Origin of the sequence: Cupriavidus pauculus (assembly GCF_003854935.1) — a bacterium.
Taxonomy (GTDB): Bacteria; Pseudomonadota; Gammaproteobacteria; order Burkholderiales; family Burkholderiaceae; genus Cupriavidus; species Cupriavidus pauculus_C.
Genome location: NZ_CP033969.1, coordinates 994,685 through 1,021,418 on the forward strand (window position 1 = coordinate 994,685; position 26,734 = coordinate 1,021,418).

The 26,734-nt window shown below is 68.9% G+C and carries 32 protein-coding genes, 1 tRNA gene and 1 pseudogene; 25 read left to right on the top strand and 9 right to left on the bottom strand.

Translation table 11 applies throughout. The features are described from left to right. Positions 1-40: 40 nt before the first annotated feature. Complete coding sequence (locus EHF44_RS06190) at positions 41-1,444, bottom strand: C4-dicarboxylate transporter DctA (protein WP_124682949.1); 1,404 nt, start codon at positions 1,442-1,444, stop codon at positions 41-43. Between the two features lie 382 nt (positions 1,445-1,826). On the opposite strand from EHF44_RS06190, the gene EHF44_RS06195 reads away from it, so the two are divergent. Together EHF44_RS06195 and EHF44_RS06200 are read left to right on the top strand one after the other, a co-directional pair. Beyond that, the gene (locus tag EHF44_RS06195) at positions 1,827-3,083 is read left to right on the top strand and encodes an allantoate amidohydrolase (RefSeq protein WP_124682950.1); all 1,257 of its coding nucleotides are present in this window, start codon (positions 1,827-1,829) and stop codon (positions 3,081-3,083) included. A 66-nt stretch (positions 3,084-3,149) separates the two neighbouring features. Then, a complete protein-coding gene (locus EHF44_RS06200) occupies positions 3,150-4,400 on the top strand; it encodes a M20/M25/M40 family metallo-hydrolase (protein ID WP_253700053.1) in 1,251 nt (416 codons plus the stop codon). A 99-nt stretch (positions 4,401-4,499) separates the two neighbouring features. Here EHF44_RS06200 and EHF44_RS06205 read toward each other — a convergent pair whose 3' ends face one another. Further along, a complete protein-coding gene (locus EHF44_RS06205) occupies positions 4,500-5,015 on the bottom strand; it encodes a MarR family winged helix-turn-helix transcriptional regulator (protein ID WP_124682952.1) in 516 nt (171 codons plus the stop codon). A gap of 58 nt (positions 5,016-5,073) precedes the next feature. Between EHF44_RS06205 and EHF44_RS06210 the strand changes: the two genes are divergently transcribed. From EHF44_RS06210 to EHF44_RS06220, 3 genes are read left to right on the top strand one after another with little or no spacing between them, the layout of a single operon-like run. Next, positions 5,074-5,547, top strand: a complete 474-nt coding sequence (locus tag EHF44_RS06210; RefSeq protein ID WP_124682953.1) for a carboxymuconolactone decarboxylase family protein — start codon at positions 5,074-5,076, stop codon at positions 5,545-5,547. Further along, complete coding sequence (locus EHF44_RS06215) at positions 5,544-5,993, top strand: GNAT family N-acetyltransferase (RefSeq protein ID WP_124682954.1); 450 nt, start codon at positions 5,544-5,546, stop codon at positions 5,991-5,993. The genes EHF44_RS06210 and EHF44_RS06215 overlap by 4 nt, the downstream gene beginning before the upstream one ends. A gap of 24 nt (positions 5,994-6,017) precedes the next feature. Further along, positions 6,018-6,641 carry an FMN-dependent NADH-azoreductase gene (locus EHF44_RS06220; protein ID WP_124682955.1) on the top strand — a complete coding sequence of 208 codons (624 nt, stop codon included), beginning with the start codon at positions 6,018-6,020 and terminating at the stop codon, positions 6,639-6,641. Here EHF44_RS06220 and EHF44_RS06225 read toward each other — a convergent pair. Then, positions 6,630-7,202, bottom strand: a complete 573-nt coding sequence (locus EHF44_RS06225; RefSeq protein WP_124682956.1) for a GNAT family N-acetyltransferase — start codon at positions 7,200-7,202, stop codon at positions 6,630-6,632. The genes EHF44_RS06220 and EHF44_RS06225 overlap by 12 nt on opposite strands. A gap of 205 nt (positions 7,203-7,407) precedes the next feature. On the opposite strand from EHF44_RS06225, the gene arsC reads away from it, so the two are divergent. After that, on the top strand, positions 7,408-7,767 hold the full coding sequence (arsC, locus tag EHF44_RS06230; RefSeq protein WP_124682957.1) for an arsenate reductase (glutaredoxin): 360 nt from the start codon (positions 7,408-7,410) through the stop codon (positions 7,765-7,767). 99 nt (positions 7,768-7,866) lie between these two features. Here the strand turns inward: arsC and EHF44_RS06235 are convergent, their stop codons facing one another. The 3 genes from EHF44_RS06235 to EHF44_RS06245 all read right to left on the bottom strand — a co-directional run bounded on the left by EHF44_RS06235 (position 7,867) and on the right by EHF44_RS06245 (position 9,573). Beyond that, positions 7,867-8,097 (bottom strand): hypothetical protein, encoded by a 231-nt coding sequence (locus EHF44_RS06235; protein WP_124682958.1) that lies wholly within the window; start codon positions 8,095-8,097, stop codon positions 7,867-7,869. A gap of 169 nt (positions 8,098-8,266) precedes the next feature. Further along, on the bottom strand, positions 8,267-8,911 hold the full coding sequence (locus EHF44_RS06240) for an exonuclease (RefSeq protein ID WP_124682959.1): 645 nt from the start codon (positions 8,909-8,911) through the stop codon (positions 8,267-8,269). An 11-nt stretch (positions 8,912-8,922) separates the two neighbouring features. Beyond that, complete coding sequence (locus EHF44_RS06245) at positions 8,923-9,573, bottom strand: MBL fold metallo-hydrolase (RefSeq protein WP_124682960.1); 651 nt, start codon at positions 9,571-9,573, stop codon at positions 8,923-8,925. A 298-nt stretch (positions 9,574-9,871) separates the two neighbouring features. Here EHF44_RS06245 and EHF44_RS06250 point away from each other — a divergent pair, with 298 nt between their 5' ends. Continuing rightward, positions 9,872-10,636 carry a septal ring lytic transglycosylase RlpA family protein gene (locus EHF44_RS06250; protein ID WP_172966017.1) on the top strand — a complete coding sequence of 255 codons (765 nt, stop codon included), beginning with the start codon at positions 9,872-9,874 and terminating at the stop codon, positions 10,634-10,636. Between the two features lie 130 nt (positions 10,637-10,766). Here EHF44_RS06250 and rsmI read toward each other — a convergent pair whose 3' ends face one another. Continuing rightward, a complete protein-coding gene (gene rsmI, locus EHF44_RS06255) occupies positions 10,767-11,696 on the bottom strand; it encodes a 16S rRNA (cytidine(1402)-2'-O)-methyltransferase (RefSeq protein WP_124682961.1) in 930 nt (309 codons plus the stop codon). Positions 11,697-11,711: 15 nt separating this feature from the next. Between rsmI and EHF44_RS06260 the strand changes: the two genes are divergently transcribed. From EHF44_RS06260 to EHF44_RS06345, 18 genes and pseudogenes are all read left to right on the top strand, one after another. Then, the gene (locus EHF44_RS06260) at positions 11,712-12,134 is read left to right on the top strand and encodes a YraN family protein (protein WP_124682962.1); all 423 of its coding nucleotides are present in this window, start codon (positions 11,712-11,714) and stop codon (positions 12,132-12,134) included. 31 nt (positions 12,135-12,165) lie between these two features. After that, positions 12,166-12,753 carry a phosphoheptose isomerase gene (locus EHF44_RS06265; RefSeq protein WP_124682963.1) on the top strand — a complete coding sequence of 196 codons (588 nt, stop codon included), beginning with the start codon at positions 12,166-12,168 and terminating at the stop codon, positions 12,751-12,753. 166 nt (positions 12,754-12,919) lie between these two features. Then, entirely contained in the window at positions 12,920-13,765 is an 846-nt protein-coding gene (locus tag EHF44_RS06270) for a BON domain-containing protein (RefSeq protein ID WP_124682964.1), read from the top strand. Between the two features lie 10 nt (positions 13,766-13,775). Then, a complete protein-coding gene (locus EHF44_RS06275; RefSeq protein ID WP_124682965.1) occupies positions 13,776-14,183 on the top strand; it encodes a c-type cytochrome in 408 nt (135 codons plus the stop codon). Between the two features lie 4 nt (positions 14,184-14,187). After that, entirely contained in the window at positions 14,188-15,453 is a 1,266-nt protein-coding gene (locus tag EHF44_RS06280; RefSeq protein ID WP_124682966.1) for an NAD(P)/FAD-dependent oxidoreductase, read from the top strand. Positions 15,454-15,571: 118 nt separating this feature from the next. Then, positions 15,572-16,465 carry an EamA family transporter gene (locus EHF44_RS06285; RefSeq protein ID WP_124682967.1) on the top strand — a complete coding sequence of 298 codons (894 nt, stop codon included), beginning with the start codon at positions 15,572-15,574 and terminating at the stop codon, positions 16,463-16,465. Between the two features lie 289 nt (positions 16,466-16,754). Beyond that, on the top strand, positions 16,755-17,084 hold the full coding sequence (locus EHF44_RS06290; protein WP_124682968.1) for a c-type cytochrome: 330 nt from the start codon (positions 16,755-16,757) through the stop codon (positions 17,082-17,084). 136 nt (positions 17,085-17,220) lie between these two features. Continuing rightward, positions 17,221-17,676 carry a thiosulfate oxidation carrier protein SoxY gene (gene soxY / locus EHF44_RS06295; protein ID WP_124682969.1) on the top strand — a complete coding sequence of 152 codons (456 nt, stop codon included), beginning with the start codon at positions 17,221-17,223 and terminating at the stop codon, positions 17,674-17,676. Positions 17,677-17,732: 56 nt separating this feature from the next. Beyond that, complete coding sequence (gene soxZ, locus EHF44_RS06300; RefSeq protein WP_124682970.1) at positions 17,733-18,044, top strand: thiosulfate oxidation carrier complex protein SoxZ; 312 nt, start codon at positions 17,733-17,735, stop codon at positions 18,042-18,044. Positions 18,045-18,073: 29 nt separating this feature from the next. Continuing rightward, complete coding sequence (locus tag EHF44_RS06305) at positions 18,074-18,529, top strand: DsrE family protein (RefSeq protein ID WP_124682971.1); 456 nt, start codon at positions 18,074-18,076, stop codon at positions 18,527-18,529. Positions 18,530-18,645: 116 nt separating this feature from the next. Beyond that, on the top strand, positions 18,646-19,497 hold the full coding sequence (gene soxA, locus EHF44_RS06310) for a sulfur oxidation c-type cytochrome SoxA (RefSeq protein WP_124682972.1): 852 nt from the start codon (positions 18,646-18,648) through the stop codon (positions 19,495-19,497). 12 nt (positions 19,498-19,509) lie between these two features. Continuing rightward, complete coding sequence (gene soxX, locus EHF44_RS06315; RefSeq protein WP_124682973.1) at positions 19,510-20,187, top strand: sulfur oxidation c-type cytochrome SoxX; 678 nt, start codon at positions 19,510-19,512, stop codon at positions 20,185-20,187. A 146-nt stretch (positions 20,188-20,333) separates the two neighbouring features. Then, positions 20,334-22,091 (top strand): thiosulfohydrolase SoxB, encoded by a 1,758-nt coding sequence (gene soxB, locus EHF44_RS06320; RefSeq protein ID WP_124682974.1) that lies wholly within the window; start codon positions 20,334-20,336, stop codon positions 22,089-22,091. A 36-nt stretch (positions 22,092-22,127) separates the two neighbouring features. Further along, positions 22,128-22,203, top strand: a tRNA-Ala gene (locus EHF44_RS06325). 460 nt (positions 22,204-22,663) lie between these two features. Further along, positions 22,664-22,756, top strand: a pseudogene (locus EHF44_RS28655) (PAAR domain-containing protein); the annotation flags it as partial. A 312-nt stretch (positions 22,757-23,068) separates the two neighbouring features. Further along, on the top strand, positions 23,069-23,644 hold the full coding sequence (locus tag EHF44_RS06335; RefSeq protein WP_253700054.1) for a thioesterase domain-containing protein: 576 nt from the start codon (positions 23,069-23,071) through the stop codon (positions 23,642-23,644). Further along, on the top strand, positions 23,641-23,964 hold the full coding sequence (locus tag EHF44_RS06340) for a hypothetical protein (RefSeq protein WP_124682975.1): 324 nt from the start codon (positions 23,641-23,643) through the stop codon (positions 23,962-23,964). The genes EHF44_RS06335 and EHF44_RS06340 overlap by 4 nt, the downstream gene beginning before the upstream one ends. Positions 23,965-24,026: 62 nt before the next feature. Beyond that, positions 24,027-24,956: a cation diffusion facilitator family transporter gene (locus EHF44_RS06345; protein WP_124682976.1), complete on the top strand. Its 930-nt coding sequence runs from the start codon at positions 24,027-24,029 to the stop codon at positions 24,954-24,956. Here the strand turns inward: EHF44_RS06345 and EHF44_RS06350 are convergent. Together EHF44_RS06350 and EHF44_RS06355 are read right to left on the bottom strand one after the other, a co-directional pair. Continuing rightward, positions 24,948-25,577: a LysE family translocator gene (locus EHF44_RS06350; protein WP_124682977.1), complete on the bottom strand. Its 630-nt coding sequence runs from the start codon at positions 25,575-25,577 to the stop codon at positions 24,948-24,950. The genes EHF44_RS06345 and EHF44_RS06350 overlap by 9 nt on opposite strands. A 392-nt stretch (positions 25,578-25,969) precedes the next feature. Further along, the gene (locus tag EHF44_RS06355; RefSeq protein WP_124682978.1) at positions 25,970-26,593 is read right to left on the bottom strand and encodes a DNA-3-methyladenine glycosylase I; all 624 of its coding nucleotides are present in this window, start codon (positions 26,591-26,593) and stop codon (positions 25,970-25,972) included. Between the last annotated feature and the right edge of the window lie 141 nt (positions 26,594-26,734).

Sequence of the window (26,734 nt, forward strand, 5' to 3'; positions counted from 1 at the left end):
GTCTCTTGCCGGACCTGCGCGTTGACTGGGATGCGCGATTCTACCGCCCCGGGGCCGTGCCCGGCAGCGGCGCCGGCACCGGGACTTCCCCCGGTGCCTCCGGCAGCGCGGGCAGCCCCTCGTCCAGCTCGCCGGCCGGCACCGTGCCGTTGAGCACGGCGTGCGCGCGGTCGCGGTCGATATCGCGCTCCCAGGCGGCCACCACCACCGTGGCCACGCAGTTGCCGATCAGGTTGCCCACGGCGCGCGCAATGCCGATGAACCAGTCCACCGACAGCACCAGCACCAGCCCGATGGCCGGAATGGCCGGGTGGGCCGACAGCGTCGCGGCCAGGATCACGATCGCCGAGCCCGGAATGCCGTGCGCGCCCTTGGACGTGACCAGCGCCACGGCCAGGATGCCAAGCAGGTCGCCCAGCGCCAGCGGCGTGTTGGTGGCCTGCGCGATGAACACGGCCGCCAGCGTCAGGTAGATCGAGAACGCATCGAGGTTGAACGAGTAGCCCGTGGGAATGACCAGCCCGACCACCGACTTGCGGATGCCCATGAATTCGAGCTTCTTCATCACCTGCGGCAGCACGCTGTCGGACGACGCCGTGCCCAGCACCACCAGCAGCTCGGCGCGCAGGTAGCGGATCAGCTTGAGCACCGAAAAGCCGCACAGGCGCATGACCACGCCCAGCACGCCGAACACGAACACCGCCACGGCGCCGTAGAACAGGATCACCAGGAAGCCAAGCTGCTTGAGCGACCCGATGCCGTACTTGCCCACCGTGAACGCCACGGCGCCCAGCACGCCCAGCGGCGCCAGCTTGATGATGAAGCCCATCATCTTGAACAGCGCGCTGGAGAACGCGTCGATCAGCCTCACCACCGGCCGCGCGGGCTCGCCCACCACGGACAGCGCGCAGCCGAACAGCACCGACACCAGCAGCACCTGCAGCACGTCGCCGCTGGTAAAGGCGCCCATGATCGTGTTCGGGATCAGCTTCATCAGGAAGTCCACCGTGCCCGCGCTCTTGACCTTGTCGGCCGATTCCACGTACGCGGCCATGGCCGACGCGTCCAGGCTGCCCGGGTTCACGTTCATCCCCACGCCGGGCTGGAACACATAGGCCAGCACGATGCCCAGCGCCAGCGCAAGGGTCGTGACGATCTCGAAGTAGACCACCGCCTTGATGCCGACGCGGCCCACCTTCTTGAGCTCGCCGGCGCCGCAGATGCCGCCCACCACCACGCAGAAGACCACGGGCCCGATCAGCATCTTGATCAGCTTGATGAAGCCATCGCCCAGCGGCTTCAGCTTGGCGGCGAATTCGGGAAAGGCGAGCCCCAGCAGGGTGCCCAGCGCCAGTGCGATCAGCACCTGGCCAAACAGGGAACGGGTGAAGCGGATGTGCAGGCGCGCGCGGTTGGCGGGCTGCGGGGGTACGGCATGCTGCATCGTTGTCTCCGTGCCGGGCCTGGTCCGTGGCGCCTGCTGGCGCACATCGTCCGGCCCTGATCTGGTTCAGGGGTGCCCGCCGTCACGTGCCTTGCAGACGCCGGGCTGGCATGGCACCGCCGGCAGACGCCATGTCGGCGTTGCCCGCGCTGGATAAGCCTCCCTGTTGAGGCGGAATCCGCGCTACCCGCTTGTCCGGACCGGATTGTCCGCGGCGGATTGTCGGTGCGTGCAGGCCAATATAGTGCATATCATTTTTGTATGCAATTTTTGAATTCACTGTGCTAACATGAATCGCACAGAATAGAGCCACGGCAGCGGGCGCCCGCCCGTCATCCCCGCCCAGAACCGGCTCCGCACCACCAGCAGGAGAGACACGCACATGGCAGCAACCCTTCCGCCGTTGTCGGCCGACACCGGCACCCGCATCATGTCCTGGGCCGACGCCCTGGCCGTTCATACCGAACAGCCCGGCCTGCTCACCCGTACCTACCTGACCGACGCCCACCACGGCGCGGCCGCGCAGTTGACCGAATGGATGCAGGCGGCCGGCATGTCCGTGCGCCGCGACGCCGCCGGCAACGTCATCGGCCGCTACGAAGGCACGTCGCCCGGCGCGCCCGCGCTGCTGACAGGGTCCCACTTCGACACCGTGCGCGACGCCGGCCGCTACGACGGCAACCTGGGCGTGATCCTGCCCATCGCCTGCGTGGCCGAGTGGAACCGCCAGGGCAAGCGCTTTCCGTTCGCCATCGAGGTGGTCGGGTTTGCCGAGGAAGAGGGCGTGCGCTTCAAGGCCACGCTGCTGGGCAGCCGCGCCATCGCCGGCACGTTCGATACCAACGTGCTGGACAACGTGGACGACGCCGGCCGCACCATGCGCGACGTGATGCGCGACGCCGGCTTCGACGCCGCCCAGTTGCCCGCCGCGCGCCACGACCGCAGCCAGGTGCTGGCGTTCGTCGAGGTCCATATCGAGCAGGGCCCGGTGCTGCTCAACGAAGGGCTGCCCGTGGGCGTGGTGACGGCCATCTCCGGCGCCACGCGCTTCATCGTCGAGCTGGAAGGGCTGGCCGGCCACGCCGGTACCGTGCCGATGGACATGCGCCGCGACGCCGCGATGGCTGGCGCCGAGATCGGCCTGTACATCGAGCGCCGCTGCGGCGGCAAGCCGGGCCTGGTGGGCACGGTGGGCCAGTTCAACGTGCCCAACGGCGCCACCAACGTGGTGCCGGGCCGGGCGACGTTCTCGATCGATATCCGCGCGGGCGTCGACGCCGAGCGCGAGGCCGCCGTCAACGACGTGCTGGCCGAGATCGAGCGCGTCTGCGCCCGCCGCAACGTGCGCGCCCAGATCCGCAAGACGCACGAGGCGGCCAGCGTGCCGTGCGCGCCGTGGCTGCAGTCGCAATGGGCCGCCGCCGTGGAGCGCCAGGGCGTGCCGGTGCGGCACCTGCCGTCGGGCGCCGGCCATGACGCCATGGCCATCGCCGCCATCGCCGACGTGGCGATGCTGTTCGTGCGCTGCGGCAACGGCGGCATCAGCCACCACCCCACCGAAACCATGACGGCCGAAGACGCGCAGATCGCCGCGCGGGTGTTCGCAAGCTTCGTCGAACACTTCCACCGTCCGCAGTAAGACGCGGCCACGGCGCCGCCAGACATCCAGACAATCCGAGAGACCAAGATGACCGCACGAGACAACATGAACCCGATCGAGACCACGCTGACCCAGTACGTCGACCAGCACCGCCCGGAGCAGGAGGCGTTCCTGGCCGAGCTGGTGAAGGTGCCGTCCGACAACCCGGCCGGCGACTGCGAGGCCCACGGCCTGCGCGCCAAGGCGCTGCTGGAAGGGCTGGGCTTCAAGGTGGAAGCCCACAAGGTGCCGGAGGCCAAGGTCAAGGCGGCGGGCATGATCAGCGCCACGAACCTGCTGGTGCGCAAGACGTTCGGCAGCGGCGGCCCGACCATCGCGATGAACGCCCACGGCGACGTGGTGCCGCCCGGGCTGGGCTGGACCAAGGACCCGTACGGCGGCGAGATTGCCGACAGCGAGCACGGCCCGGTCATGTACGGCCGCGGCGTGGCGGTGTCCAAGTCGGACTTCGCCACCTACACGTACGCCGTGCTGGCGCTGATGGAAGCCGAGAAGCAGGGCGCGAAGCTGAATGGCACGGTGGAGCTGCAGTTCACCTACGACGAGGAAACCGGCGGCGACATCGGCCCGAAATTCCTGCTCGACGAGAACCTGACCAAGCCCGACTACGCGATCTCGGCCGGTTTCTCGTACGGCATCACGTCGGCCCACAACGGCTGCCTGCACGTGGAAGTGACGGTCAAGGGCAAGCAGGGCCACGCCGCCATGCCGCACACGGGCGTGGACGCCATCGAGGCCGCCACGCACATCCTGCAGGCAATCTACGGCCTGCGCGCCGAGCTGGCCACGCGCAAGAGCAAGGTGCCCGGCATCGACACCGCCACGCTGAACGTCGGCCTGATCAAGGGCGGCATCAACACCAACGTGGTGCCGGACCTGGTGACGTTCCGAGTCGACCGCCGCATGATTCCGGAAGAAATCGGCTTCGATGCCGAAGGCGAACTGCGCGCTGTGGTGGAGAAGGCCGCGAAGGAGCGTCCGGGCATCGAGGTCAAGGTGGAGCGGATCATCCTGGCCGAGCCGCTGTCGGAACTGCCCGGCGTCGACAAGCTGATCGGCGCGCTGAAGACCCGCGCCGAGGCCGTGTTCGGCGTGGACATCCCGGTGCAGGGCGTGCCGCTGTACACCGACGCGCGCCACTACACGAGCCGCGGCATCCCCACGGTGCTGTACGGCGCCGGCCCGCGCACGCTGATGGAAGCGCGCGGCCACAATTCCGATGAGAACCTGCGTCTGAACGACCTGAACCGTGCCACGAAGGTGGTGGCGCTGGCGCTGTCGGACCTGATGGGCTGAGCGCCCCAGGGTTCGCGCCCGCCGCGAATCCGCTGATTTCCTGGTTGTGACGATGGCCCGCCCGGCATGCCGCCGGCGGGCCTTTTTTCATGGCGCCGGCTACTCGGCCACGGCGTCGCCGGGCACGGCCAGGCTGACCAGCCAGCGCCGCACGACCTGCTCCTCGTCGGGCGTCAGCCCCGCGCGCAACTCGCGGTCCACCGCGCTCGCGCGGACCTTGCACTGCGCCAGCAGCGCCGTGCCGGCGTCGGTCAGCGCGATGGTCTGGATGCGGCCGTGCACCGGGTGCGGCTGCCGGGCGATGGCGCCCATCTTCTCCAGGTTGCCCATGATCACGCTGACCGTCTGCGGCGTCAGCAGCGCCAGCCGTGCCACGTCGGCGCCCGACGCGCCCGGGTAGGCGCCGAGCATCGTCAGCACGAAGAACTGCGGCAGCGTGACGCCAAGGTCCGCCAGCGCGCGTTCCATCCGCAGCCGGTTGGCGGCGCTGGCCTGGCGCAGCAGATAGGCCAGGTAGCCGCTTTCGCCACGCTTGCCCTCGCCGGGTGCCGGGATTTCCACCTCCGGCGGCGTGTCGCCGGTTGTTTTCCCTTTCGATGCAGGGGTCTTTGCCATGTTGTCAGAGTTCTTACATTAATCTTCGAGCTCTGACATCTTACTCCAGGAGCCCCCGATGGACTTTCAGAATTTCACGCAGCTCGCCCCGGACGTGTATGCGTCGCTGGGTGGCGTCAGCAAGGCGGTGACGGCCTCGGGCCTGGACAAGGCGCTGGTCGAACTGGTCAAGCTGCGCGTCTCGCAAATCAACGGCTGCGCGTTCTGCCTGCAATTCCACCTGAACATCGCGCGCAAGCTCGATATCGATCCGCGCAAGTTCGACCTGCTGGCCGGCTGGCGCGACGCCGGCCTCTACACCGAGCGCGAGCGCGCCGCGCTGGACTGGGCCGAGGCGCTGACGCGGCTGGCCGATGCCGGCACCCCCGGCCCCCGCGACGCCGCCCTGGCCCGCGCGCGCGCCGTGTTCGACGAGAAGGAGCTGGTCAACCTGGCCGCCGCCGTGGCCACCATCAACGCCTGGAACCGTATCGCCGTCGGCCTGCATTTTCCGCCGCCGCCGGCCGAGGCACCGCGCGGAGGCCAGCAATGAGCGACCGCATCGCCGACCGCATCGCAATCCGCCGGCTGGAAACGGCCGAGGAAGTTGCCGCCGCCTTCCCGCTGATGCACCAGCTACGCCCGCACCTGACGGACGCCGCCGAACTGGTCACGCGCTGGCGCCGCCAGACCGGCGACGGCTACCACCTGGCCGGCCTGTGGGACGACGGCGCGCTGGTGGCGCTGGCCGGCTACCGGCTGGCCGACAACCTGATCGTCGGCCAGCACCTGTATGTCGATGACCTGGTCACCGACGCCCACGCGCGCAGCGGCGGGTACGGCCGCCGGCTGATGGACTGGCTCAAGGCCGAAACGGCGGCGGCCGGCTGCACCCAGCTCGTGCTGGACACCCCGCTGACCAACGTGCTGGGCCACCGCTTCTACTACCGCAACGGCCTGCTGGCGCGGGCGCTGCGCTTCTATTTCCCGATCGACTGAATCCCGGCCCGGCCGGAACGACCCATGGCAACCCTGCTTCACCTGAACGTCAGCCCGCGTGGCGACACCTCCACCAGCCGCCGCGCGGGCCAGCTGGTCCGCGAACAACTGGCCGCGCACCACGGCACGCTGACCGTGATCGAGCGCGACCTCGCCGCCAGCCCGCTGCCGCCGATCGACGCGGCCTTCACGCACGCCAACCTGGCCGTGGCGGCCGGCCATGCGGACGTGGACCGGGCCGCGCTGGCGCTGTCCGAGACGCTGATCGCCGAACTGGAGGCGGCCGACGTGGTGCTGATCACGTCGCCGATGCACAACTACACGGTGCCGGCCACGCTGAAGACGTGGATCGACCTCGTCGTCCGGCCCGAGCGCACGTTCGCCGGCACGCCGCAGGGCAAGCAGGGGATGCTGCGCGACCGGCCGGTGCTGGCCGTGGTGGCGTGCGGCGGCCGGTTCTCGGACGACGCCATCAGCCAGCGCGACTTCTTCACGCCGTACCTGACCTACGTGATGGAAACCATCGGGCTCAGGCGGGTGGACGTGGTGCGGCTGGAAAGCACGGCGCGCGGCCCCGAGCACGTGGCGCGCGCGTTCGACCAGCTCCAGGGCTGGTGCGCGACGGTGGTGCCGGCGCTACTGGCGTAGCGCGTCGGGGTCGGGCACCGAGGCGTCGCCGGCGCCCAGCGGGCGCTGCATCAGCACGGTGTCGATCCACTGGCCGTGCTTGAGGCCCACCGATTCCAGCCGGCCGACGGTGCGAAACCCCAGCCGCTCGTGCACGGCCACCGAGCTGGCGCCCTCGCCGGCCGACGTCAGCGCCACCACGGCCACCATCTGGCGCCACGGGCCGGTTTCGCAGCGCGCGATCAGCTCGGCCAGCAGCGCGCGGCCCAAGCCCTCGCCGGTATGGCGATGGTCGATGTAGATCGAATCCTCGATGGCGAAGCGGTAGGCGCTGCGGGCGCGGTAGCTCGATGCGTAGGCGTAGCCCAGCACCGCGCCGTCGCGCTCGGCCACGATGTAGGGCAGGCCCTTGCGGCGCACTTCGGCAAAGCGCAGGCGCATGTCGTCGACGCTGGGCTCGACTTCCTCGAACGAGGCGCGGCCGTGCCGCACGTGGTGCGCGTAGATGGCGTGGATGGCGGGAACGTCGTCGGGGGTGGCATCGCGCAGCCGGAACGGCGGGCGCGGGGTGGCGGCGGGCATCACGGAATGGTCTCGGTTATCGGGCGGAACGGCCACGGCGGGCCGCTGTGATGCAGCCCACGCACGATGCATGCCCGTGGCGCCCCAATGGTGCGCGCCAGCATGGTGCATCGGGCGGGGCCGGTTGTATAGTGCCAGTCATCGCGCCCCGCGCATGCCCATCCACCGCACCGGATCGGCCCCAAAAGCCGGCAGGAGAACCTTCATGATCACGATCTACCACAACCCCCGTTGCTCGAAGTCGCGCGAGACGCTCGCGCTGGTGGAGACGGCGGCGCAGCGCCTGGGCGAGCCGGTGGAGGTGATCGAGTACCTGAAGACGCCGCCGACGCTGTCCACGCTGCGGCAGCTTCATACCATGCTGGGCGTGCCGGTGCGCGAGATGATCCGCGACGGCGAGGCGGTCTACAAGGAGCTGGACCTCGCCGATTCGGGCCTGACCGACGCCGAGCTGCTGGCGGCCGTGGCCGACAACCCGATCCTGCTGCAGCGGCCCGTGGTGGTGCGTGACCGCCGCGCCGTGATCGGCCGCCCGCCGGAAAACGTCGCGCCGCTGCTGGACTGAACCGGGCGAGCGCCATGTTGCGGCGCACAAAACAGAACCGGCCTCCCCGAGGGAGGCCGGCCGGTCAGTGGGCAATCTGCTTCAGGCGCGGTCGTCGTGTTATTCGACACCGAGCCAGTGCATGGCTTCCTGACCGAAACTGATGCCTGCCAGCACTACCAGCAGCACGATGGCGGTGACCGCGCTGACGTAGATCAGCGCCTTGGCGACCTCGGCGTCTTCCGACGAGGAATGGAAATGCGAGACGACGTTGGTGCGCGCCGGAGAGCGGTGTGGCCAGTGCAGCTTGCCGGACAGGTCCCTGAGATGCAGGTCTGGATGGAATCGCATGGTCTTGCCTCCTTCCGCATGCCACCGCGCCCGGAGGCCGGGGCCGCGCTCACATGGCCGTCAGATGGCCATTCCCACCTTCCAATATAGAAGACGCCGCGAAAATGTGGCCCGGCGTGTCGCGCCGGCGCCCGTGGGCCAGCGCACCGATGCCGCGCCGCCGGCCGTGTCAGGACGTCGACGGCGGCAAGGGGTCGGCCGGGCTGCCGGGGTCGGCGGCCGCCAGCCGGGCTTCCCGCGCCCGCAGTTCGGCGAGCATGTTGCAGAACAGCGCGCCTTGCTCGCGGGCATCGTCAAGCGCCACGTGGGTATGCGGCAACGGGTCGTGCCAGTGGGCGGGAAACGCGGCCTTGACCGACTTGCGGTAGGGCCGGCCGGTCAGCGCGAAGCCCAGCGTCTTGATGTCCAGCGCGGCCCAGCCGAACGGCGAACGGCCGGCGAACCGCATCATGTACCAGAACATCCACGTGAAATCGAAGCCGGCCGGGAAGGCGATGAACACCGGCTTGCCGGGCAGCTTTTCCACCCAGTCGACGTAGCGCGGCAGCACGTCCTCGGGCCGTTCCAGGTTGCGGCGGCAGGCGGCCCAGGCGTCGGGCTGCGTTTTCCACCACTGCATCTGCACCGGATGGCCGGCCGCGCCGGGTAGCGTCTCCAGGTTGGCGGCGAACGTGCCGACGACGGTCTTGTCCGCCAGCATGGCCACCGACGCGAACGACAGCATCGAATGGGGCCCGGGGATCGGCCCGTCCGCCTCGACGTCGGTACTGACGTAGATCTCGGGCCGGGTGTCGGGCGGCTGCTTCCTGGCCATGCGGCGGGCCGTCAGGCGGCGTCGATCACGTGGTCGGCCACGAACGGGTTGCTGCGCCGCTCGTCGCCGAACGTCGAGACGGGGCCGTGGCCGGGCACGAACGTCACGTCGTCGCCCAGCGGCCAGAGCCGCGTGCGGATCGAGCGGACCAGGTCGGCATGATTACCGCGCGGAAAGTCGGTGCGGCCGATCGAGCCGGCGAACAGCACGTCGCCGACGATGGCCAGCTGGTTGGCGCGCGAGAAGAACACCACGTGGCCCGGCGTATGGCCGGGGCAGTGGTAGACCTCAAGGGTCTCGTTGCCGAACGTGACCGTGTCGCCGTTCTGCAGCCAGCGGTCGGGCTCGAAGACCTCGGCGTGCCCGAATCCGAAGCGGCGCGTCTGCTCGGGCAGTTGCTCGATCCAGAAGCGCTCGTCCTCGTGCGGGCCCTCGATCGGCACGCCAAACTGGCGCGCCAGCGCGGCGGCGCCGGCGCAGTGATCGACGTGGCCGTGCGTCAGGAAGATCTTCTCCAGCGTGACGCCGTGCTCCTGGATCGCCGCCGTGATGCGGTTCAGGTCGCCGCCGGGGTCGCAGACCGCCGCGCGCTGCGTGGCTTCGTCGATCAGCAGCGAACAGTTCTGCTGGAACGGCGTGACGGGGATCAGGAGGACTTTCACTTTTGTGATCGACAGAGCGCTTGAAGGGCCAGCCGGGCAGGGCGGACGGCGCGCCGGCGGGGTGAAACATTGTAGCCGCCGGCGGCAGGCGCGGCGGTGTCCGGAATCCTCGGTTCGGCGTTTGAAGCGCGAGTGAGAATCGTCTGAAAGTCGAATATGGATCACCCGCGCGACGCGCCGGGCCAATCGGCGCAATCCCTTGTCAGACGGCGGATTGCGGGAAATTGGGCGCCAATCTTACAGATTTCGTAACAAAATCAAGGCACTAGCTTGAAACGACCGGTGTTAGACTGCGCCGATGCTCAGTCTGCCCCTATTTCGTCCGGGGTCCGTGCGCGAGGCAGCGCCCGGCTCCAACCGCTTCCTTCGTCAATGCGCCATCATCGTGTCGGCGCTGGTGATGGCCGCGTGCGCGACGCCACCGGGCAGCGAGACCGACACCGCCGCGGATGCCTCGGGCGCCATCGCCACGAAGTCCGCCAAGACCCGGCCGGCGCGTCCGGCCACGGCCGCCGGCGCCAAGTCCGAGGATCGCGGCAACTGGAACCTGTTCGGGCTGCAGGACGACAACGCGCCGTCCCAGCCGTCGATCGACGGCCTGCGCGCCGACATGGGCACGTTCGAGCAGCGCGGCATGGCGTCGTGGTACGGCAAGGGCTTCCACGGCCGAAAAACCGCCAACGGCGAGCGCTTCGACATGCGCGCGATGACGGCGGCCCACCCGTCGCTGCCGCTCGATAGCTGGGTGCTGGTGCGCAACCTGCGCAACAACAAGGTGGCCGTGGTGCGCATCAACGACCGCGGCCCGTACCACGGCAACCGGATCCTGGACCTGTCCTACGCCGCCGCCAAGCGGCTGAACTTCGTCGATCACGGCGCCACGCAGGTGGAAATCCGCCGGCTGTCGCGGACCGAAGTGGCGGCGCTGGGCCCGAACGTCGAGGCGGGCGGCATGGAAGCCGGCGACGGCAGCGGCGCCGACGAGGTGCCCGACACGGCCAGCACGCTGGTGCCGACCAAGGCGAAGGCCAAGGCCCGCACCGTCCGGCACAAGAAGAAGTAAGGCGATGCGCCACGGCTGGCACCGGATGCTCCCGCTCCCGACCTGCCGCCTCCCGCTTCTCCTTCCAGTAAGAAATATCTCAAACGGCACGACCCGCAAGGACGTGCCGTTTGGCGTTTCAGGCGGCGTTTCAGGCTTCCTGCTCGCTGCCGTCCGCACCCGCTTCGCCGCGCTGCGCGAGCGCCAACTGGTACAGCGCGTCGGTGCGGGCCCCGGTGATGGCCGCCGCCAGCTTGGCGGCACGCTTGGCCGGCAGCTCGGCCAGCAGCAGCTTCAGCACGCGCACCGCCTCGGGGTCGGGCGTGTCGGCATCGGCGTCCTCGGCACGGCCCGCGCCTTCCACCACCAGCACGAACTCGCCCTTGCCGCGCGCCGCCTCGGCCGCCAGCCACGCGGGTGCATCGGCAACGGTCACCACCGGCGTTTCCTCGAACAGCTTGGTCAGCTCGCGGCCGATCAGCAGGCGGCGCGTGGCGGGCAGGGCCTGGGCCAGCGCGGCCAGCGTGTCGGCGATGCGGTGCGGCGCCTCGTAGAGGATCCAGGCATGGTCCAGCGCGGCCAGTTGCGCGATGGCGTCCTGGCGCGCCTTGGCCTTGCCGGGCAGGAAGCCGACGAACGTGAAGCGGCCGTCGCCGGCCTCCACCATGTCGCCGGCCACCGACAGCGCCGTGACCGCCGCGCTGGGCCCCGGCAGCGGCACGACCTTCAGGCCGGCCGCGCGCACCGCCTCCACCAGCCGGGCGCCGGGATCGGAAATACCCGGCGTGCCGGCATCGGAGACGTAGGCGATGCGCTCGCCCGCGCCCAGCCGTTCGACGATGCGCACGGCGGCTTCTCGCTCGTTGTGCTCGTGCACGGCCACCAGCGGCCGCTGCAGCCCCACGCGCGACAGCAGCTGGCCGGTGTTGCGGGTGTCCTCGCAGGCGATGGCGTCGGCCAGGCCCAGCACGTGCAGCGCGCGCAGCGACAGGTCCGCGACATTCCCGATCGGCGTGGCCACCACGTACAGCGTACCCGCGGGATAGGTCTGGCCGGCGGCCAGTTGGGTCCAGTCATTCATGCTTGAGAACTTCCGTTGAATCGCTCATTCCAATCCACCACGCCGGGCGTGGCGCGTACCGCGACGCAGGCCGGCGCGCTGGCCGAGGACCGCGCGCTGGCCTATCTGCGCCGCCAGGGGCTGGCGCAGGTCGTGCGCAATTATCGCTGCAAAGGCGGCGAGATCGACCTGATCATGCGCGCCGCGGACGGGACGCTGGTGTTCGTGGAGGTACGGCAGCGGCGCGGCCGGGGGTTTGGCGGCGCGGCGCAGAGCATCACGCCGGCCAAGCAGCGGCGGGTGCTGCACGCCGCCGCGCACTACCTGGCCACGCTGCCGAGCGTGCCGCCGTGCCGGGTGGACGTGGTGGCCATCGAGCCGGGCCGGATCGACTGGCTGCCCGGCGCGTTCGATCTCACGTCGGCCGACGGGAACGGCGGCGCGGACGCTGCGTCATAATGCGCGGGATTTCCGCGGATGTCTCCAGACCATGAGTATTGACAGTATCGAACAGCATTTCCTGGACAGTGCCGAAACCAAGCGGCTGGCCGCCACGCTGATGGCGCCGCATATCGACGCGGCCGTCGAGCGGATGGTGGCCGCGCTGACCAGCGGCAACAAGATCCTGGTGTGCGGCAACGGCGGGTCCGCGGCCGATGCCCAGCACTTTGCCGCCGAGCTGATCGGGCGCTTCGAGCGCGAGCGGCCGGGGCTAGCCGCCATCGCCCTGACCACCGACAGCTCGATCCTGACCGCCATCGGCAACGACTACGACTTTTCCGTGGTGTTTTCCAAGCAGGTGGAAGCCCTGGGCCAGCCCGGCGACATCCTGCTGGCGCTGTCGACGTCGGGCGACTCGGCCAACGTCGTGGCGGCGGTGCACGCGGCCCACCAGCGCGACATGGGCGTGGTGGCGCTGACCGGCAAGGGCGGCGGGCGCATTGCCACGGTGCTCGACGAATTCGACATCCACCTCTGCGCGCCGAGCGATCGCACCGCACGCATCCAGGAAGTGCATCTGCTGACACTGCACTGCCTGTGCGACGGGATCGACGAGGCGCTGCTGGGCGAGGCATGACGCGCCGCGCGGCAGTTATCCCCGGCTATCCACAGGGCTACCCACAGCCTGTGCACAGGAATGGCCGCGTCTTCCACAGGCTTATCCACAGGCGCGGCGGCATTGGCGCCTCGCGCAGCACGGTTTTTTCAGGCAATCTCGGCATTCATCCAGACACCCTCTACGCATGGCGAACGTGACCCATTCCAAGAAGACCTCTCCCGCCCGCATGGCCCGTACCGCCGTCACCGTGGCCGCCCTGCTGGTGTCCGCCACGCAGCTGGCTGGCTGCTTTCCCGTGCTGGCCGGCGCGGTAGGAACCGGCGTGGTGCTGGCGACGGACCGCCGGCCCACGGGCACCCAGGCGATCGACCGCGGCCTGCAGGTGGAAATCGACAGCACGCTGAGCCAGCGCTATGGTGACAGCCAGGCGCGCGTCAACACCACCGTGTACAACCGCAAAGTGCTGCTGACCGGCGAGGCGGCCAACGCCCAGATCAAGCAGCAGATCGAACAGTACGTGCGCGGCCTGTCGAACGCCCGCGAGGTGGTCAACGAGCTGGAGGTCACGGCGTCGCCGGGCTTCATGACGCGCAGCAACGACACGTACCTGACCAGCAAGGTCAAGACGCTGCTGGTGACGGCCGAGGGCGTGCCGGCCAATTCGATCAAGGTCACGACCGAAAAGGGCGTGGTCTACCTGATGGGCGTGGTGACCTCGCCCGAAGGCGACAAGGCCACCGACGTGGCGCGCAACGCCAGCGGCGTGCAGAAGGTGGTCAAGGTGTTCGACTACGTGAGCGAGGCCGAGCGTGCCCGCCTGGACCAGGCGTCGAGCTCGCAGAACGGTAACGCCGGCAGCGAGGCCGTGGGCACCCCGGCGCCGGTGCAGAGCGTGCCGGGCAGCCAGCCGAACGCGCCGGTCACCTCCGATGCGCCGGCGTCGATGGGCACGTCGGGCGCCACCACGAGCCCCGTGACCGCGCCGGTATCGTCCCCGGTGGCGCTGCCGCCGGGCCGCAATCTCCCTTAAGGAAACTGCCATGACCGCGCCGCTGCGATACCCGTTCTCCCTGCGTTGGATGGCCGGCCTCGCGGCGGCGATGTGCGCCGCGCCGCTGCTGGCGCAACCGGCCGCGGCCCCGGCCTCGGCACCGATGACCGCCGGCCCGGCCGATACCGGCAAGATGACGGTGGAGGTCCAGCGCGCCCGGACCGACCAGGCGCGCAACCAGGCCGCATCGTGCGCGGTCTGCCACGGCCCCGACGGCCGGGCGCCGGCGGACAGTCCCGTGCCCGGGCTGGCCGGGCGGTCCCAGGCGGAGCTGATCGAACTGATGCTGAACTTCAAGAACGGCAAGCGGCCCGGCACGGTGATGCCGCAGATCGCCAAGGGCTACAGCGACACCGAGATCATCGCGATGGCCGCGTGGTTCGCGGACCAGAAGTAAGCCGATGGACCGCCGGACGGTACTGAAGGCCGCGCTGGCCGCCACGGCGCCGGGCGCGTTGTCCGTGCGCCAGGCGCGCGCGGCCGCCCGCGCGAAGGTGGTGGTCATCGGCGGCGGCTACGGCGGCGCCACGGCGGCGCGCTACCTGCGCACCTGGAGCCGGGGCACGGTGGACGTGACGCTGGTGGAGCCCGATGCCGCGTTCGTCTCGTGTCCGCTGTCGAACCTGGTTGTGGCCGGCTTCCGGCAGATGGCCGATCTCACGCTGCCCTACGACGCGCTGGTGCGGCGCCACGGCGTACAGCACGTGCGGGACACGGCGGCCGCCATCGACACGTCGCGGCGCCAGGTGCGGCTGACCGGTGGCGGCACGCTGCCGTACGACCGGCTGGTTCTCTCGCCCGGCGTGGAGATGCAGTCCAGCGCCATCGACGGGCTGGCCGGCGCTGGCGACCGGGTGGTCCATGCCTGGAAGGCCGGCCCGCAGACCGATATCCTGCGCCGCCAACTGGCCGCCATGCGCGACGGCGGCACCTTCGCCATCACCATTCCGCTGGCGCCGTACCGCTGCCCGCCCGGGCCGTACGAGCGCGCCTGCCTGGTGGCCGACTACCTGAAGCAGCACAAGCCGCGCAGCAAGGTGCTGGTGTTCGATGCCAATCCCGACATCACGTCGAAGGGTGCGCTGTTCCGCCAGGTCTGGCAGACGCGCTACGCCGGCATGATCGAGTACCGGCCGCAGCACGAGACGGTGGGCGTGGACCCGGCCACGGGCATGCTGCGCTTCGACGTGCAGGACGATGAGAAAGTGGACGTGGCCAACCTGCTGCCGCCGCAGCGGGCCGGCGCCATCGCGGTGGGGGCCGGGCTGGCCACCGCCAACGGCCGGTGGTGCGAGGTCGACTTCCTGACGATGGCGTCGAAGGTGGCGCCCGACATCCACGTGCTGGGCGACGCGGTGCAGATTGCGCCGCTGATGCCCAAGTCCGGCACGATGGCAAACCAGCACGGCAAGGTGGCCGCGGCGGCCATCCTCCAGTTGCTGGCGGGGCAGGCGCCGGACCCGGTGCCGCTCTATACCAATACCTGCTACAGCTTCACGTCGGCGACAGAGGCAATCCACATCGCCAGCGTCCACCGCTACGACCCCGCCCAGCGGACGATGGTGACGGTGCCGGGCTCGGGCGGGCTGTCCACGGCGCCGAGCGCGCTGGAGGGCCAGTACGGCTGGGCCTGGGCGCGCAGCATCTGGGCCGACATGCTCGCCTAGGCGGCGACCGGCGACCGGCAACAGAACCGCAGGATCGTGCAATCGGCCGGCCGCAGCGGCTGGTACGCTGGCCGTGCCGGACGTCCCGCCCCCGGGACGCGGCACTTTCTTCTCGATCATGCAAGCCAAAGACCGTCTGCTCGCCCTCGCCATCATCGTGGTCTGGGGTGTCAATTTCGTCGTCATCAAGGTGGGGCTGGCCGGCGTGCCGCCGATGCTGCTGGGTACGCTGCGCTTTGCCCTGGTGGTGTTTCCCGCCATCTTCTTCATCCCGCGCCCGCGCATTCCGCTGCGCATGCTGGTGGCGTACGGGGCGTCGATCAGCCTGGGGCAGTTCGCCTTTCTGTTCTACGCGATGGCCGTGGGCATGCCGGCCGGGCTGGCGTCGCTGGTGCTGCAGTCGCAGGTGTTCTTCACGGTGGCCATTGCCGCGCTGTGGCTGGGCGAGCCGGTGCGCTGGCACAACCTGGCCGGCATGGTGATCGCGGCCGGCGGGCTGGCGCTGATCGGCAGCGCGGCGGCCCATGGGCCGGGCGGCATGACGGTGGCGGGCTTCCTGCTCACGCTGTGCGCGGCGCTGTGCTGGGCCACGGGCAATATCGTCAGCAAGAAGATCGGCCCGGTAGACCTGCTGGGGCTGGTGGTCTGGGGCGCGCTGGTCCCGATCGTGCCGTTCGCGCTGCTGTCGCTCTGGTTCGAGGGTCCGGCCCGCATCGCCCACGCGCTGACCGAGGTGTCGGGCCGGGGCGTGTTCGCTGTGTGCTACCTCGCATTCGCCGCCACGCTTTTCGGCTACACGATGTGGGGCCGGCTGCTCACGCGCTACGCGGCCAGCAAGGTGGCGCCGCTGACGCTGCTGGTGCCCGTGGTGGGGCTGGTATCGGCCCACCTGCTGCTGGGCGAGGACCTGGCGCCCGCGCAATGGGCCGGCGCCGTGGTCGTGATGGCCGGGCTGCTGGTCAACGTGTTCGGCAACCGGCTGGGGGCGGGCAGGGCGCTGGCACGCCGATAGCGGCCACCGTGGAGCCGTGTTGGCCTGCCCCAAGGGTTAACCCGTAGCGGGGCGACATTTCCCATCGCTTTTGTGCATATGGTTATCACTGTCGCATCCGTTTGCGGACGTTGACTTCAGGCAAAATAGCGGACTGGCCGCAACCGCCCGGGAGCCCTTACCGATCACCGCAGAGGCACTCCTGAGAAGCCCGCCCCAACGGCGGCCAGCGCGCGCCGCGCCGCGGAAGCCATTCCGAGCGCGGCCATTTGCCGTCCCCACGGCTCTCATACAGTTTGGAGCACAACACATGAAGCAGTTTGTCATCGCCGCCGCGCTGCTGGCCGCCGCCGCGTCCGCGCATGCCGCCGTCGACGCCGCCAAGGCCCAGGCCATCGCCAACAAGAACGCCTGCATGGGCTGCCACCAGGCGGACAAGAAGCTGGTGGGCCCGTCGTACAAGGAGGTGGCCGCCAAGTACAAGGGTGACAAGGACGCCCTGGCCAAGCTGTCGGCCAAGGTGAAGAACGGCGGCTCGGGCGTCTGGGGCCCGGTGCCGATGCCGGCCAACGCCGCCGTCAGCGACGCCGACATCAAGACCGTGGTCGAGTGGGTGCTGGCCGGCGCACCGGCCAAGTAATCCGGATACCCCGCGCGGGCCGGCCGGCAATGCCGGCGGCCGGCGCGGGCGCCCATCCACACCACGACATGGGCCGGCGACGCACCGGCGCCGCAGGGGTCGACAGGAAACCGGGTAGTACGGGAAACACAGCAAGATGAACGCAAAACGACGAGATGTACTGCGGATGACCGCCGTGCTGTCGCTGATGGCCGCCACCGGCCTGATCAGCGAGGCCCAGGCCGCGGAATGGAACAAGACCGCCTTCGATGGCAAGAGCGTGGCCGACGTAATCAAGGCCCTGGGCGGCAGCGGCACCGAAAAGAGCACGGCCATCGTGTTCAACGCGCCCGACATCGCCGAGAACGGCGCCGTGGTGCCCGTGGCGGTGACCAGCAACCTGCCCGACACCGAGCAGATCGCCATCCTGGTGGAAAAGAACCCGAACACGCTGGCGGCGGACTTCACCATTCCCGCCGGCACCGAGCCGTTCGTGTCCACGCGCGTGAAGATGGGCCAGACGTCCGTGGTGCACGCGGCGGTCAAGGCCGGCGGCAAGTGGTACGTGGCATCGAAGGAAATCAAGGTCACGCTGGGCGGCTGCGGCGGCTGATGCCGCGCACGCACCCCGAGACCGGATTTCCCCATACCTGCTGACAGGAGAAGCACATGGCAGACCCGATGCGCGTTCGCGCCACGGAAAACGGCGGCGTCGTCGACGTCAAGATTCTGATGAAGCACGACATGGAGACCGGCCAGCGCAAGGATGCGGCCGGCAAGACCATCCCGGCCTGGCATATCCAGACCGTGGTGGCGTCGTACAAGGGCAAGGAAGTGTTCCACGCCCAGTTTGGTCCGGCGGTGTCCAAGGACCCGTTCCTGAACTTCAAGTTCAAGGGCGGCGCCAAGGGCGACAAGGTCGCCGTGACCTGGGTCGACAACCGCGGCGACAAGCGGACCGACGAAGCGACCATCGCCTGACGGCCTGAACCGGGCGAAGGAGAACCAGCATGCGCCGAGCATTCATCCGCGCGACGGCGGCCCTGGCCGCCATCGGGCTGTCCGCCAGGGCGGCGGCCCAGCAGGCCCCGGCGGCGGCGCCGGGCAAGGGCCGCGTCAAGGTGGTCTACCAGCTATCCGACGGCATCGACCAGGCCGTGCGCGCGATGGCCAACCTGCGCAACCACCTGAACGGCGCGCCCGACACCAAGATCGTGGTGGTGGCGTTCGGGTACGGCGTGGACTTTCTGGTGGAAGGCGCCAAGGACGCGCGCGGCAACACGTTCGAGGCCCCCGTGGCGGCGCTCAGTTCGTCGGGCGTGGAATTCCGCGCCTGCCGCAACACGCTGACCGCGCGCCGGATTTCCGAGCAGAGCCTGCTGATGGATGCCAAGGTCGTGCAGGCCGGCGTGGTGGAAATCGCCCGGCTGCAGTTCGACGAAGGCTACGCGTATATCAAGCCGTGACGGGCCGGGCCGGCCGGCCCAGCCCTGACAAGCCGTCCGGCAACGAGCCGCCGGACCCGCACAAGAAGGCCGTCCGCCCGCCGACCATGCGGCGCGATGGCGAGGAGAATCCCCCAATGGTTACCGTGCGCAACATCCGCCTGCGCCGCGCCGTGGCCCCCGCGCTGGTGGCGCTGGGCGCGCTGGCCGCCGCCGCGGCGGCAACGCTGGCCGGCCCCGCGCTGGCCCAGGACAAGACCGCCGAGGAAATCGCCAAGTATCGGCAGATGCTGGCCGAGGGCAATCCCGCCGAGCTGTGGGAAGCCGCCGGCGAGGAACTGTGGAAGAAGCCGGCCGGGCCGAAGAACGCGTCGCTGGAACAGTGCGACCTGGGCAAGGGCCCGGGCGTGACCAAGGGCGCCTACGCCGAGCTGCCGCGCTACTTCAAGGACGCGAACAAGGTGATGGACCTGGAGCAGCGGCTGGCCTGGTGCCGCGTGACGCTGCAGGGCCTGACGCAGGAAGAGGCGACGAAGAACCCGTTCTCGTCGCAGGGCAAGCCGTCGGACATCGAGCGGCTGGCCGCCTTCCTGACCGGCGAATCGCGCGGCGTGAAGATGAATGTCCAGTTGCGGCATCCCGAGGAAAAGCGGGTCTACGCGCTGGGCCAGAAGATGTTCTTCTACCGGGGCGGCGCCTACGACTTCGCGTGCGCCACGTGCCACGCCGCGGACGGCCAGCGCATCCGCCTGCAGGACCTGCCGAACCTGATGACCGACAAGGGCGCCCAGGCCGCGTACACGACGTGGCCGGCGTACCGCGTGTCGCAGGGCGAGGTCCGCACGATGCAGCACCGCCTGTACGACTGCCTGCGCCAGCAGCGCTTTCCCGAGCCGGCCTACGGCTCCGACGTGATCACCGCCCTGTCGATGTTCCTGGCCCGGAACGCGAACGGCGGCACGTACGACGGCCCGAACATGAAGCGCTGACCAGGGGACATCATGAAGACATTGCATACGATGGCGCTGGCAGCGGCGACGACGCTGGCGCTGCTGGCCGCGCCGGCAGCCCAGGCCCAGGCCCAGGCCCAGGCTCCCGCCAAGGGCGCCCGGGGCGAGAAGCCGGTCAAGGTGACCGACGCCGACCTGCGGCAGTTGATCGAATCGTCGTTCCAGTCGAAGGGCCCGGCCACGGTCGAGGGCGTCATCAACCAGGACGCCACGCAGAAGGCGTGCAGCCAGTACCCGGACCGCCTGCACGTGCCGGCCGCCGTGGCCCGCAAGGTCGAGGCCGCCGAGCTGAAGCAGGTGAAGTACCCGGCGGACAACAACTTCCTGGGCGACTGGAAGGAGGGCGAGAAGATCGCCCAGAACGGCCGGGGGATGCAGTTTTCCGACCAGGTCGGCGGCACCAACGGCGCCAACTGCTACGCCTGCCACCAGTTGACCAAGGCCGAGATCTCGTTTGGCAACATCGGCCCGTCGCTGTACCAGTACGGCAAGCTGCGCGGCAATTCGCCGGACGTGGTCAAGTACACGTGGGGCAAGATCTGGGATTCGAACGCCTACAGCGCGTGCTCGAACATGCCGCGCTTTGGCCACAAGGGCATCCTGACCGAGCAGCAGATTCGCGACGTGATGGCGCTGCTGCTGGACCCGGCCTCGCCGGTCAACCAGTAGGGCGTACCTGAAGCAGCGCGGCTGCACGTTCCCGGCCGCCATGGGCTCCGACGGCCAGCGGCGCGCGTTCGGCCCCCGCAAGGGTTTGCCGGCGTTGCGCGTGGCGGACGCCCGTAGCCGCGCCACCCATCGAGACGGATAACAGCATGAACCGACGCGAGTTCCTGCAGGCGCTGGCGGTGGCCGGCGCCGGAGGCATGGCTTTTCCGGGCGGCGACGCCCAGGCGGCGCAGGCGGCCGCGCGGCTCTACGACGTGCCGCGCTTCGGCAACGTCCACCTGCTGCACTTCACCGACTGCCACGCGCAGCTCAACCCGGTGCACTTCCGCGAACCCAGCGTGAACCTGGGCGTTGGCGAATGGGCCGGCAAGCCGCCGCACCTGGTGGGCCAGGCGTTCCTGCGCCAGTACGGCATCGCGCCGGGCAGCGCGGCGGCCCACGCCTTCACGTCGATCGACTTTGCCGAGGCCGCGCGGCGCTACGGCAGGATGGGCGGGTTCGCGCACCTGTCCACGCTGGTCCAGCGCGTGAAGGCCGGCCGGCCCGGCGCGCTGCTGCTGGATGGCGGCGACACGTGGCAGGGATCGGCGACGGCGCTGTGGACGCAGGGGCAGGACATGGTGGACGCGGCGCTGCTGCTGGGCGTCGACGTGATGACGCCGCACTGGGAAATGACGCTCGGCGCCGACCGCGTGAAGCAGATCGTCGACAACGATTTCAAGGGCAAGGTGTCGTTCCTGGCGCAGAACGTGCGGACCAACGACTTCGGCGACCCGGTGTTCGACCCGTACGTGATCCGCGAGATGAACGGCGTGCCCGTGGCCATCATCGGCCAGGCATTCCCGTACACGCCGATTGCCAACCCGCGCTACCTGGTGCCGGACTGGACGTTCGGCATCCAGGAGGAAAACCTCCAGCAGGTGATTGACGAGGCACGCGGCAAGGGCGCGAAGGTGGTGGTGCTGCTGTCGCACAACGGCATGGACGTGGACCTGAAGCTGGCGTCGCGCGTGCGCGGGCTGGACGCCATCCTGGGCGGCCACACCCACGACGGCGTGCCGGCCCCGGTGCCGGTCCGCAACGCCGGCGGCGTGACGCTGGTGACCAACGCCGGCTCCAACGGCAAGTTCCTGGGCGTGCTGGACTTCGACGTCCGCCAGGGCAAGGTGGCCGATTTCCGATACCGGCTGCTGCCGGTGTTCGCCAACTACCTGCCGGCCGATCCCAAAATGACCGCGCTGATCCACAAGGTGCGCGCCCCGTACGAGACGCGCCTGAACGAGGTGCTGGCCGTCAACCAGGGCCTGCTGTACCGCCGCGGCAACTTCAACGGCACCTTCGACCAGTTGATCCTGGACGGCCTGATGGCGGTGCAGGACGCCCAGATCGCATTCTCGCCAGGTTTCCGCTGGGGCACGACGCTGCTGCCGGGCCAGCCCATCACGATGGAAGCGCTGATGGACCAGACAGCCATCACCTACCCGTACACCACGGTCACGCCCATGACCGGCGCCACGATCAAGACCATCCTCGAAGATGTGGCCGACAACCTGTTCAACCCCGATCCGTACTACCAGCAGGGCGGCGACATGGTGCGCGTGGGCGGCCTGCAGTACACGATCGACCCGCTCCAGCCCATCGGCCAGCGCATCACCGACATGCGCCTGGCCGGCCAGCCAATCGACGCCAGCCGGACCTACAAGGTAGCCGGCTGGGCCCCGGTATCGGAAGACGCCCGCCAGACCGGCGGCCCGCCAATCTGGGACGTCATGGCCCAGTGGCTGCGCGCCAGCAAGGAAGTCAGCGCCCACCCCCTGAACCTGCCCAAGGTCCGCGGCATGGACGGCAACGCAGGCATGGCCCCCGCCGGGAAACCGGGCAAACTGTTGCCCCGAAGCGATTGAAAGGCCGCTCGGGATTGGGCTACAATCCTCCGCTACGGGCCGATAGCTCAGCTGGGAGAGCGCTGCGTTCGCAATGCAGAGGTCGGGAGTTCGATCCTCCTTCGGTCCACCAGGAATTCCTTGTAAAACAACGCACTACGTCTGGCGATGTAGTGCGTTGTTTTGCTTTGGAATGCAGTTTCTGCACGATGCGTGTGGCAAATTTGTGGCAACGGACCTCATGAACTGGCGCAATGCCACCATAAGTCCGTCGCAAGCGTCCGTAGCGACGCTACGCGCAATCCGCGATCCCTTCCGCCCATCTGCCGGCTTCCCGGCCCCAAAGCCTGTAGCGGTAATCCCCCAGTAACTCCTCTTTTTAAGCGTTCCCCGATTGTTCCGTCGCCGCCCCTCCTGTCGTATCGAGGGCGCGCGCTGTCGCGCCTTGAGGGAGCGGGATATGAACAAAAAGAGGGTCGCCGTTTTTACGTTGCTCGGCTGGAACGGACTGGGGGCTTGCCATGCGTAAGGCAGTGGTTCGGGATGGCGATGCAACCACGACCGGGGGGCAGGTCATTGCGTGCACGTCGACAATGCGTGACAGCGGCAAGAGAGTCGCCCTGGCAGGGGACAAGGCCACGTGCGGACGGTGTAAAGGGGCATATCCGATTGCCGGCGCGGGGCACGGCATATCGGAACAAGGTCGTCCGGCGGTCGTGGATGGAGAGGCGGTACTGTGCCCATGCGGCAAGAACCGCGTCATCGCCGGTGCGGATGCCAGAATCTTTTGCCACGCGGGAGACGGGAGCCGCTCGCATGCGTCGCCCCTTTCGCACGCGAGCTTGAAGACGGCAGGACAGGAGGCCGCCTATCCGGCCAGACAGGCAGAGGCAGAGGCAGAGGCAGAAGCGGGCGCGCGGACGTTACAGCCAACGGGCCTGCCCGTTAAGTCGTATCTGCTTCGCCCGAGAGGAACGTTGTATTGGGGTGGAGCAGGGTTGGACGGCGACTATCTTCCAATTACTGCGAAAGCTTTTCAGCAGGCAGGCATCGCGGCGATCAACGTAGGCCTTACGAACACGGCGACGAAAACCGTCCTGGGAGGTGGCGGGATGTTTGTCGATGCATTGCGCGCTGGCCTGACAATACGGTACCAGGACGATGGTGAGTGGGTCATTACGTCAGGCATGGACAGCGAGGCACGGCAGTTCAATCTGATTGGCTACAGTTACGGTTCCCTCCTGGCGGCGCAGACGGCCAACTACTACGCCAACCAAGGCCATACCGTGGATCACCTGGTGCTGATCGGCAGTCCCATCGACGCCGTGTTTCTCGGAAACCTTCGAGCCAACAAGGCCATACGCAAGGTTGTGGTGATTGATCTCCAGGAGCAGGGGGACCCTCTCTACGCTGGCATATCGCAATGGGAGGTTGTTGCAGCGGCGCCGATCCTTGCTGCTCAAATGTCGGCCGGCAAGGGACATGGCCATTTCTATTACGCGCATGTCACGGCGGAGCTCCCGGAACGGCTGGACAGACTGGCGCGGCGAATTGCTGCCGAGGGGGTCAGATGACTGCCACACGCTGGCTCTTCCTGTTCCCCGCTGCCTTGCTCCCGGCGTCCCTGCTGGGCCTGACGCTCTATTACCTCGTCACCGCGCCGACGAAGAACGACTTCTATGTCGGCCAGGCCGGGGCCGCGACCGGCGTTGTCCTGCTGCTCGATCTGCTGGTGGGGGTGGTGGGGCTTGGCGGCTTTGCCTATAGCCTGTGGGCCGCGCCCGTCGGACGCCTGCAGCTTTGCCTGATCGCCGTCCTGTCGGCGCTGGCTTTCGTCGCCGCCTACGGCCTGTCGATGCAGGTCCTGCGCTTCAGCTTCGGGCTCCACACCTGAAGCGCTTCATACCCCACCCCCAAAAATGCTACCGTACGCGCTACAGCCTCCCTCGTCCGGTCATGCGCGAACCGTCAGTCGCCCCCGATACCCTTTCTCCGGAAGCCCGTCATCTTGCCGGCAGGCGGTCGACGCTCGTCAGTGTCGTCGTCAACGTCGTCCTGACCGTCGCGCAGGGGACGATTGGCGTGGTGGCCGGGTCGCAGGCGCTGGTGGCGGATGCGCTGCATTCGTTGTCCGATCTCGTTTCCGATTTCGTGGTGCTGTTTGCCGGCCATCACAGCCGCAAGGGGGCCGATCACGATCACCCGTACGGTCATCAGCGGTTCGAGACCGCGGCGTCGCTGGCGCTGGGCGCGTTGTTGCTGGCCGTGGGGGTGGGGATGCTGTGGGCGGCGGTTGGCAAGATCCAGCATCCGGAGGGGGTGCAGCCGGTGCTGGGGATGGCGCTGTGGGTGGCGCTGGGCACGCTGGCGGCCAAGGAGGGGTTGTTCCGGTACATGCTGCGCGTGGCGGAGCGGGTGCGGTCGAGCATGCTCGTGGCCAATGCCTGGCATGCACGGTCCGATGCGGCGTCGTCGCTGGTGGTGGCGCTCGGTATCGGCGGCAACCTGCTGGGCTATCACGTGCTGGACCCGGTGGCGGCCATCGTGGTCGGGCTGATGGTGTCGCGCATGGGCCTGCGGTTTGGCTGGGATGCGATGAACGACCTGATGGACCGTGCCGCCGACGAGGACGTCGTGGCCGCGTTGCGCGACGCCATGCTCCAGACGCCCGGCCTGCTGGGCCTGCACGACCTGAAGACGCGCAAGATGGGCGACCTGATCCTGGTCGACGTGCATCTGGAGATCCAGGCCGACCTGACCGTCGAGCAGGGCCATGCCATCGCCACCGAGGCCCGGCGCCGGGCGATGGCGCGCGACGACGTGCTCAACGTGATGACCCACGTAGACCCGGTGCGGCTGCCGCGCGACGCGGCGGTGTCAGCGTAGGTCGCTGCGCCGGTACAGCGTCAGGCCCACGGCCAGGCAGGCCAGCATCCCGGCGCAGCCCCGGTTGATCCACTGCACGGCCCGCGCGGACAGCGTGCGCATGGCGTGCCGGCCGCCGAACGCGTAGATCGACATCATCGCGATATCCATCAGCGCCGCCACCACGGCCAGGATCGCGTACTGCATGGCCACCGGCTGGTCCGGGCGGACGAACTGCGGCACGAAGGCCGACGTGAACAGCAGCGCCTTGGGATTCGACACCGCCACGAACAGCGCGCGCAGGAAGGCCGAACGGCCGCTGGCCGAGCTGGCGTCGGACGACGCGGCCAGCGCCTGCGTCGGCGCCCGCCACATCGCGATGGCCAGGTAGAGCAGGTAGGCCGCGCCGATCCACTTGATGGCCGTGAACAGTTGCTCGGACGCCTGCAGCACCGCGCCCAGCCCGCAGCCGACCGCGCCGATCAGGATCAGGTCCGCCAGCGCGGCGCCGGCAATGCCGCAGGCGGCCACGCGCATCGGCCGCGTGGCGCCGTTGCTCAGCGCCAGCAGCATGGTCGGGCCGGGCGTGACCATCACGGCGGCCACGGCAATCAGGTACAGGAACAGGGTGCTGCTATCCATCGAACGCGCTCCGGGCAAGGCGCCGTATCGGCGAGGCGTCAGTGTGAGCCGATTCCCGCCCGGATGCACGCGCTTCCTGTGGACATCTCCCGGGCAAGGCTGGGGACAGTCTGTGGAGCGCCATGGGGATGCGGTGTGGAGCGTATACGGACAACCCGGCGCCCGGGCCGGCGTGGCCGCGCGGCACGCCCGGCTTGTCCACGCCGGTCCACGTATGCGCCGCCCGCTTGCCCAGAGGGTTATCTGCCCGGCAAGTCCCTGATCGGGCAAGGAAAAAGGCGGTTATCCACGGCCCGGACCCCGCGTTAACCATTACTACTACTATTTATGTATACGTAAACAATGCAGGTATACGTATACGGACCGTTGCGCGCGCTGGCGTCCGCTGGCGTCTAGCGTGGCACCTTGAACGCCTTGCGGGCGCGCAGCACCTTGTCGCGGGTGGCGCAGCCGTCCATGTGGTCGTTGACCAGGCCCATGGCCTGCATCAGCGCGTACATCGTGGTCGGGCCGACGAACTTCCAGCCGCGCTTCTTCAGGTCCTTCGACAGCGCCGTGGATTCGGGGCTGATCGCCATGGTGCGCAGCACCTCGGGCGTCAGCCTGGCCGGGCGGCTTTTCGGGTCGGGCTCGAACTTCCAGAAGTAGGCCGCCAGCGACGGCTCGGTCTTGAGCAGTTCCTGCGCGCAGCGGGCATTGTGGATGGCCGCCTCGATCTTGCCGCGATGGCGGACGATGCCGGCGTCGCCCAGCAGCCGCTCCACGTCGCGCTCGGTAAAGCGCGCCACGTTGTCGATCTCGAAATTGGCAAACGCCTTGCGGAACGCCTCGCGCTTGCGCAGGATCGTCAGCCAGCTCAGGCCGGACTGAAAGCCTTCCAGGCACAGTTTCTCGAACAGGCGCCGGTCGTCGTCGACCGGAAACCCCCATTCGTTGTCGTGATAGTGGCAGTAGTCCTCCAGGTCGCCACACCAGCCGCAGCGTACCGGGGGCTGCGGCGCGGACGTCGTCGTCATACGGGAAAGCTCCTTTGGGCAGACAGGCCGGCCCCCTCGGACCGGCAGCCGACATCGTAATCCACCGAAACCGCTGGATCCGGACATCCAACTGCCAACCGCCGGACGAAAAAAAGCCAGCCCGGGGGCTGGCTTTGCGGC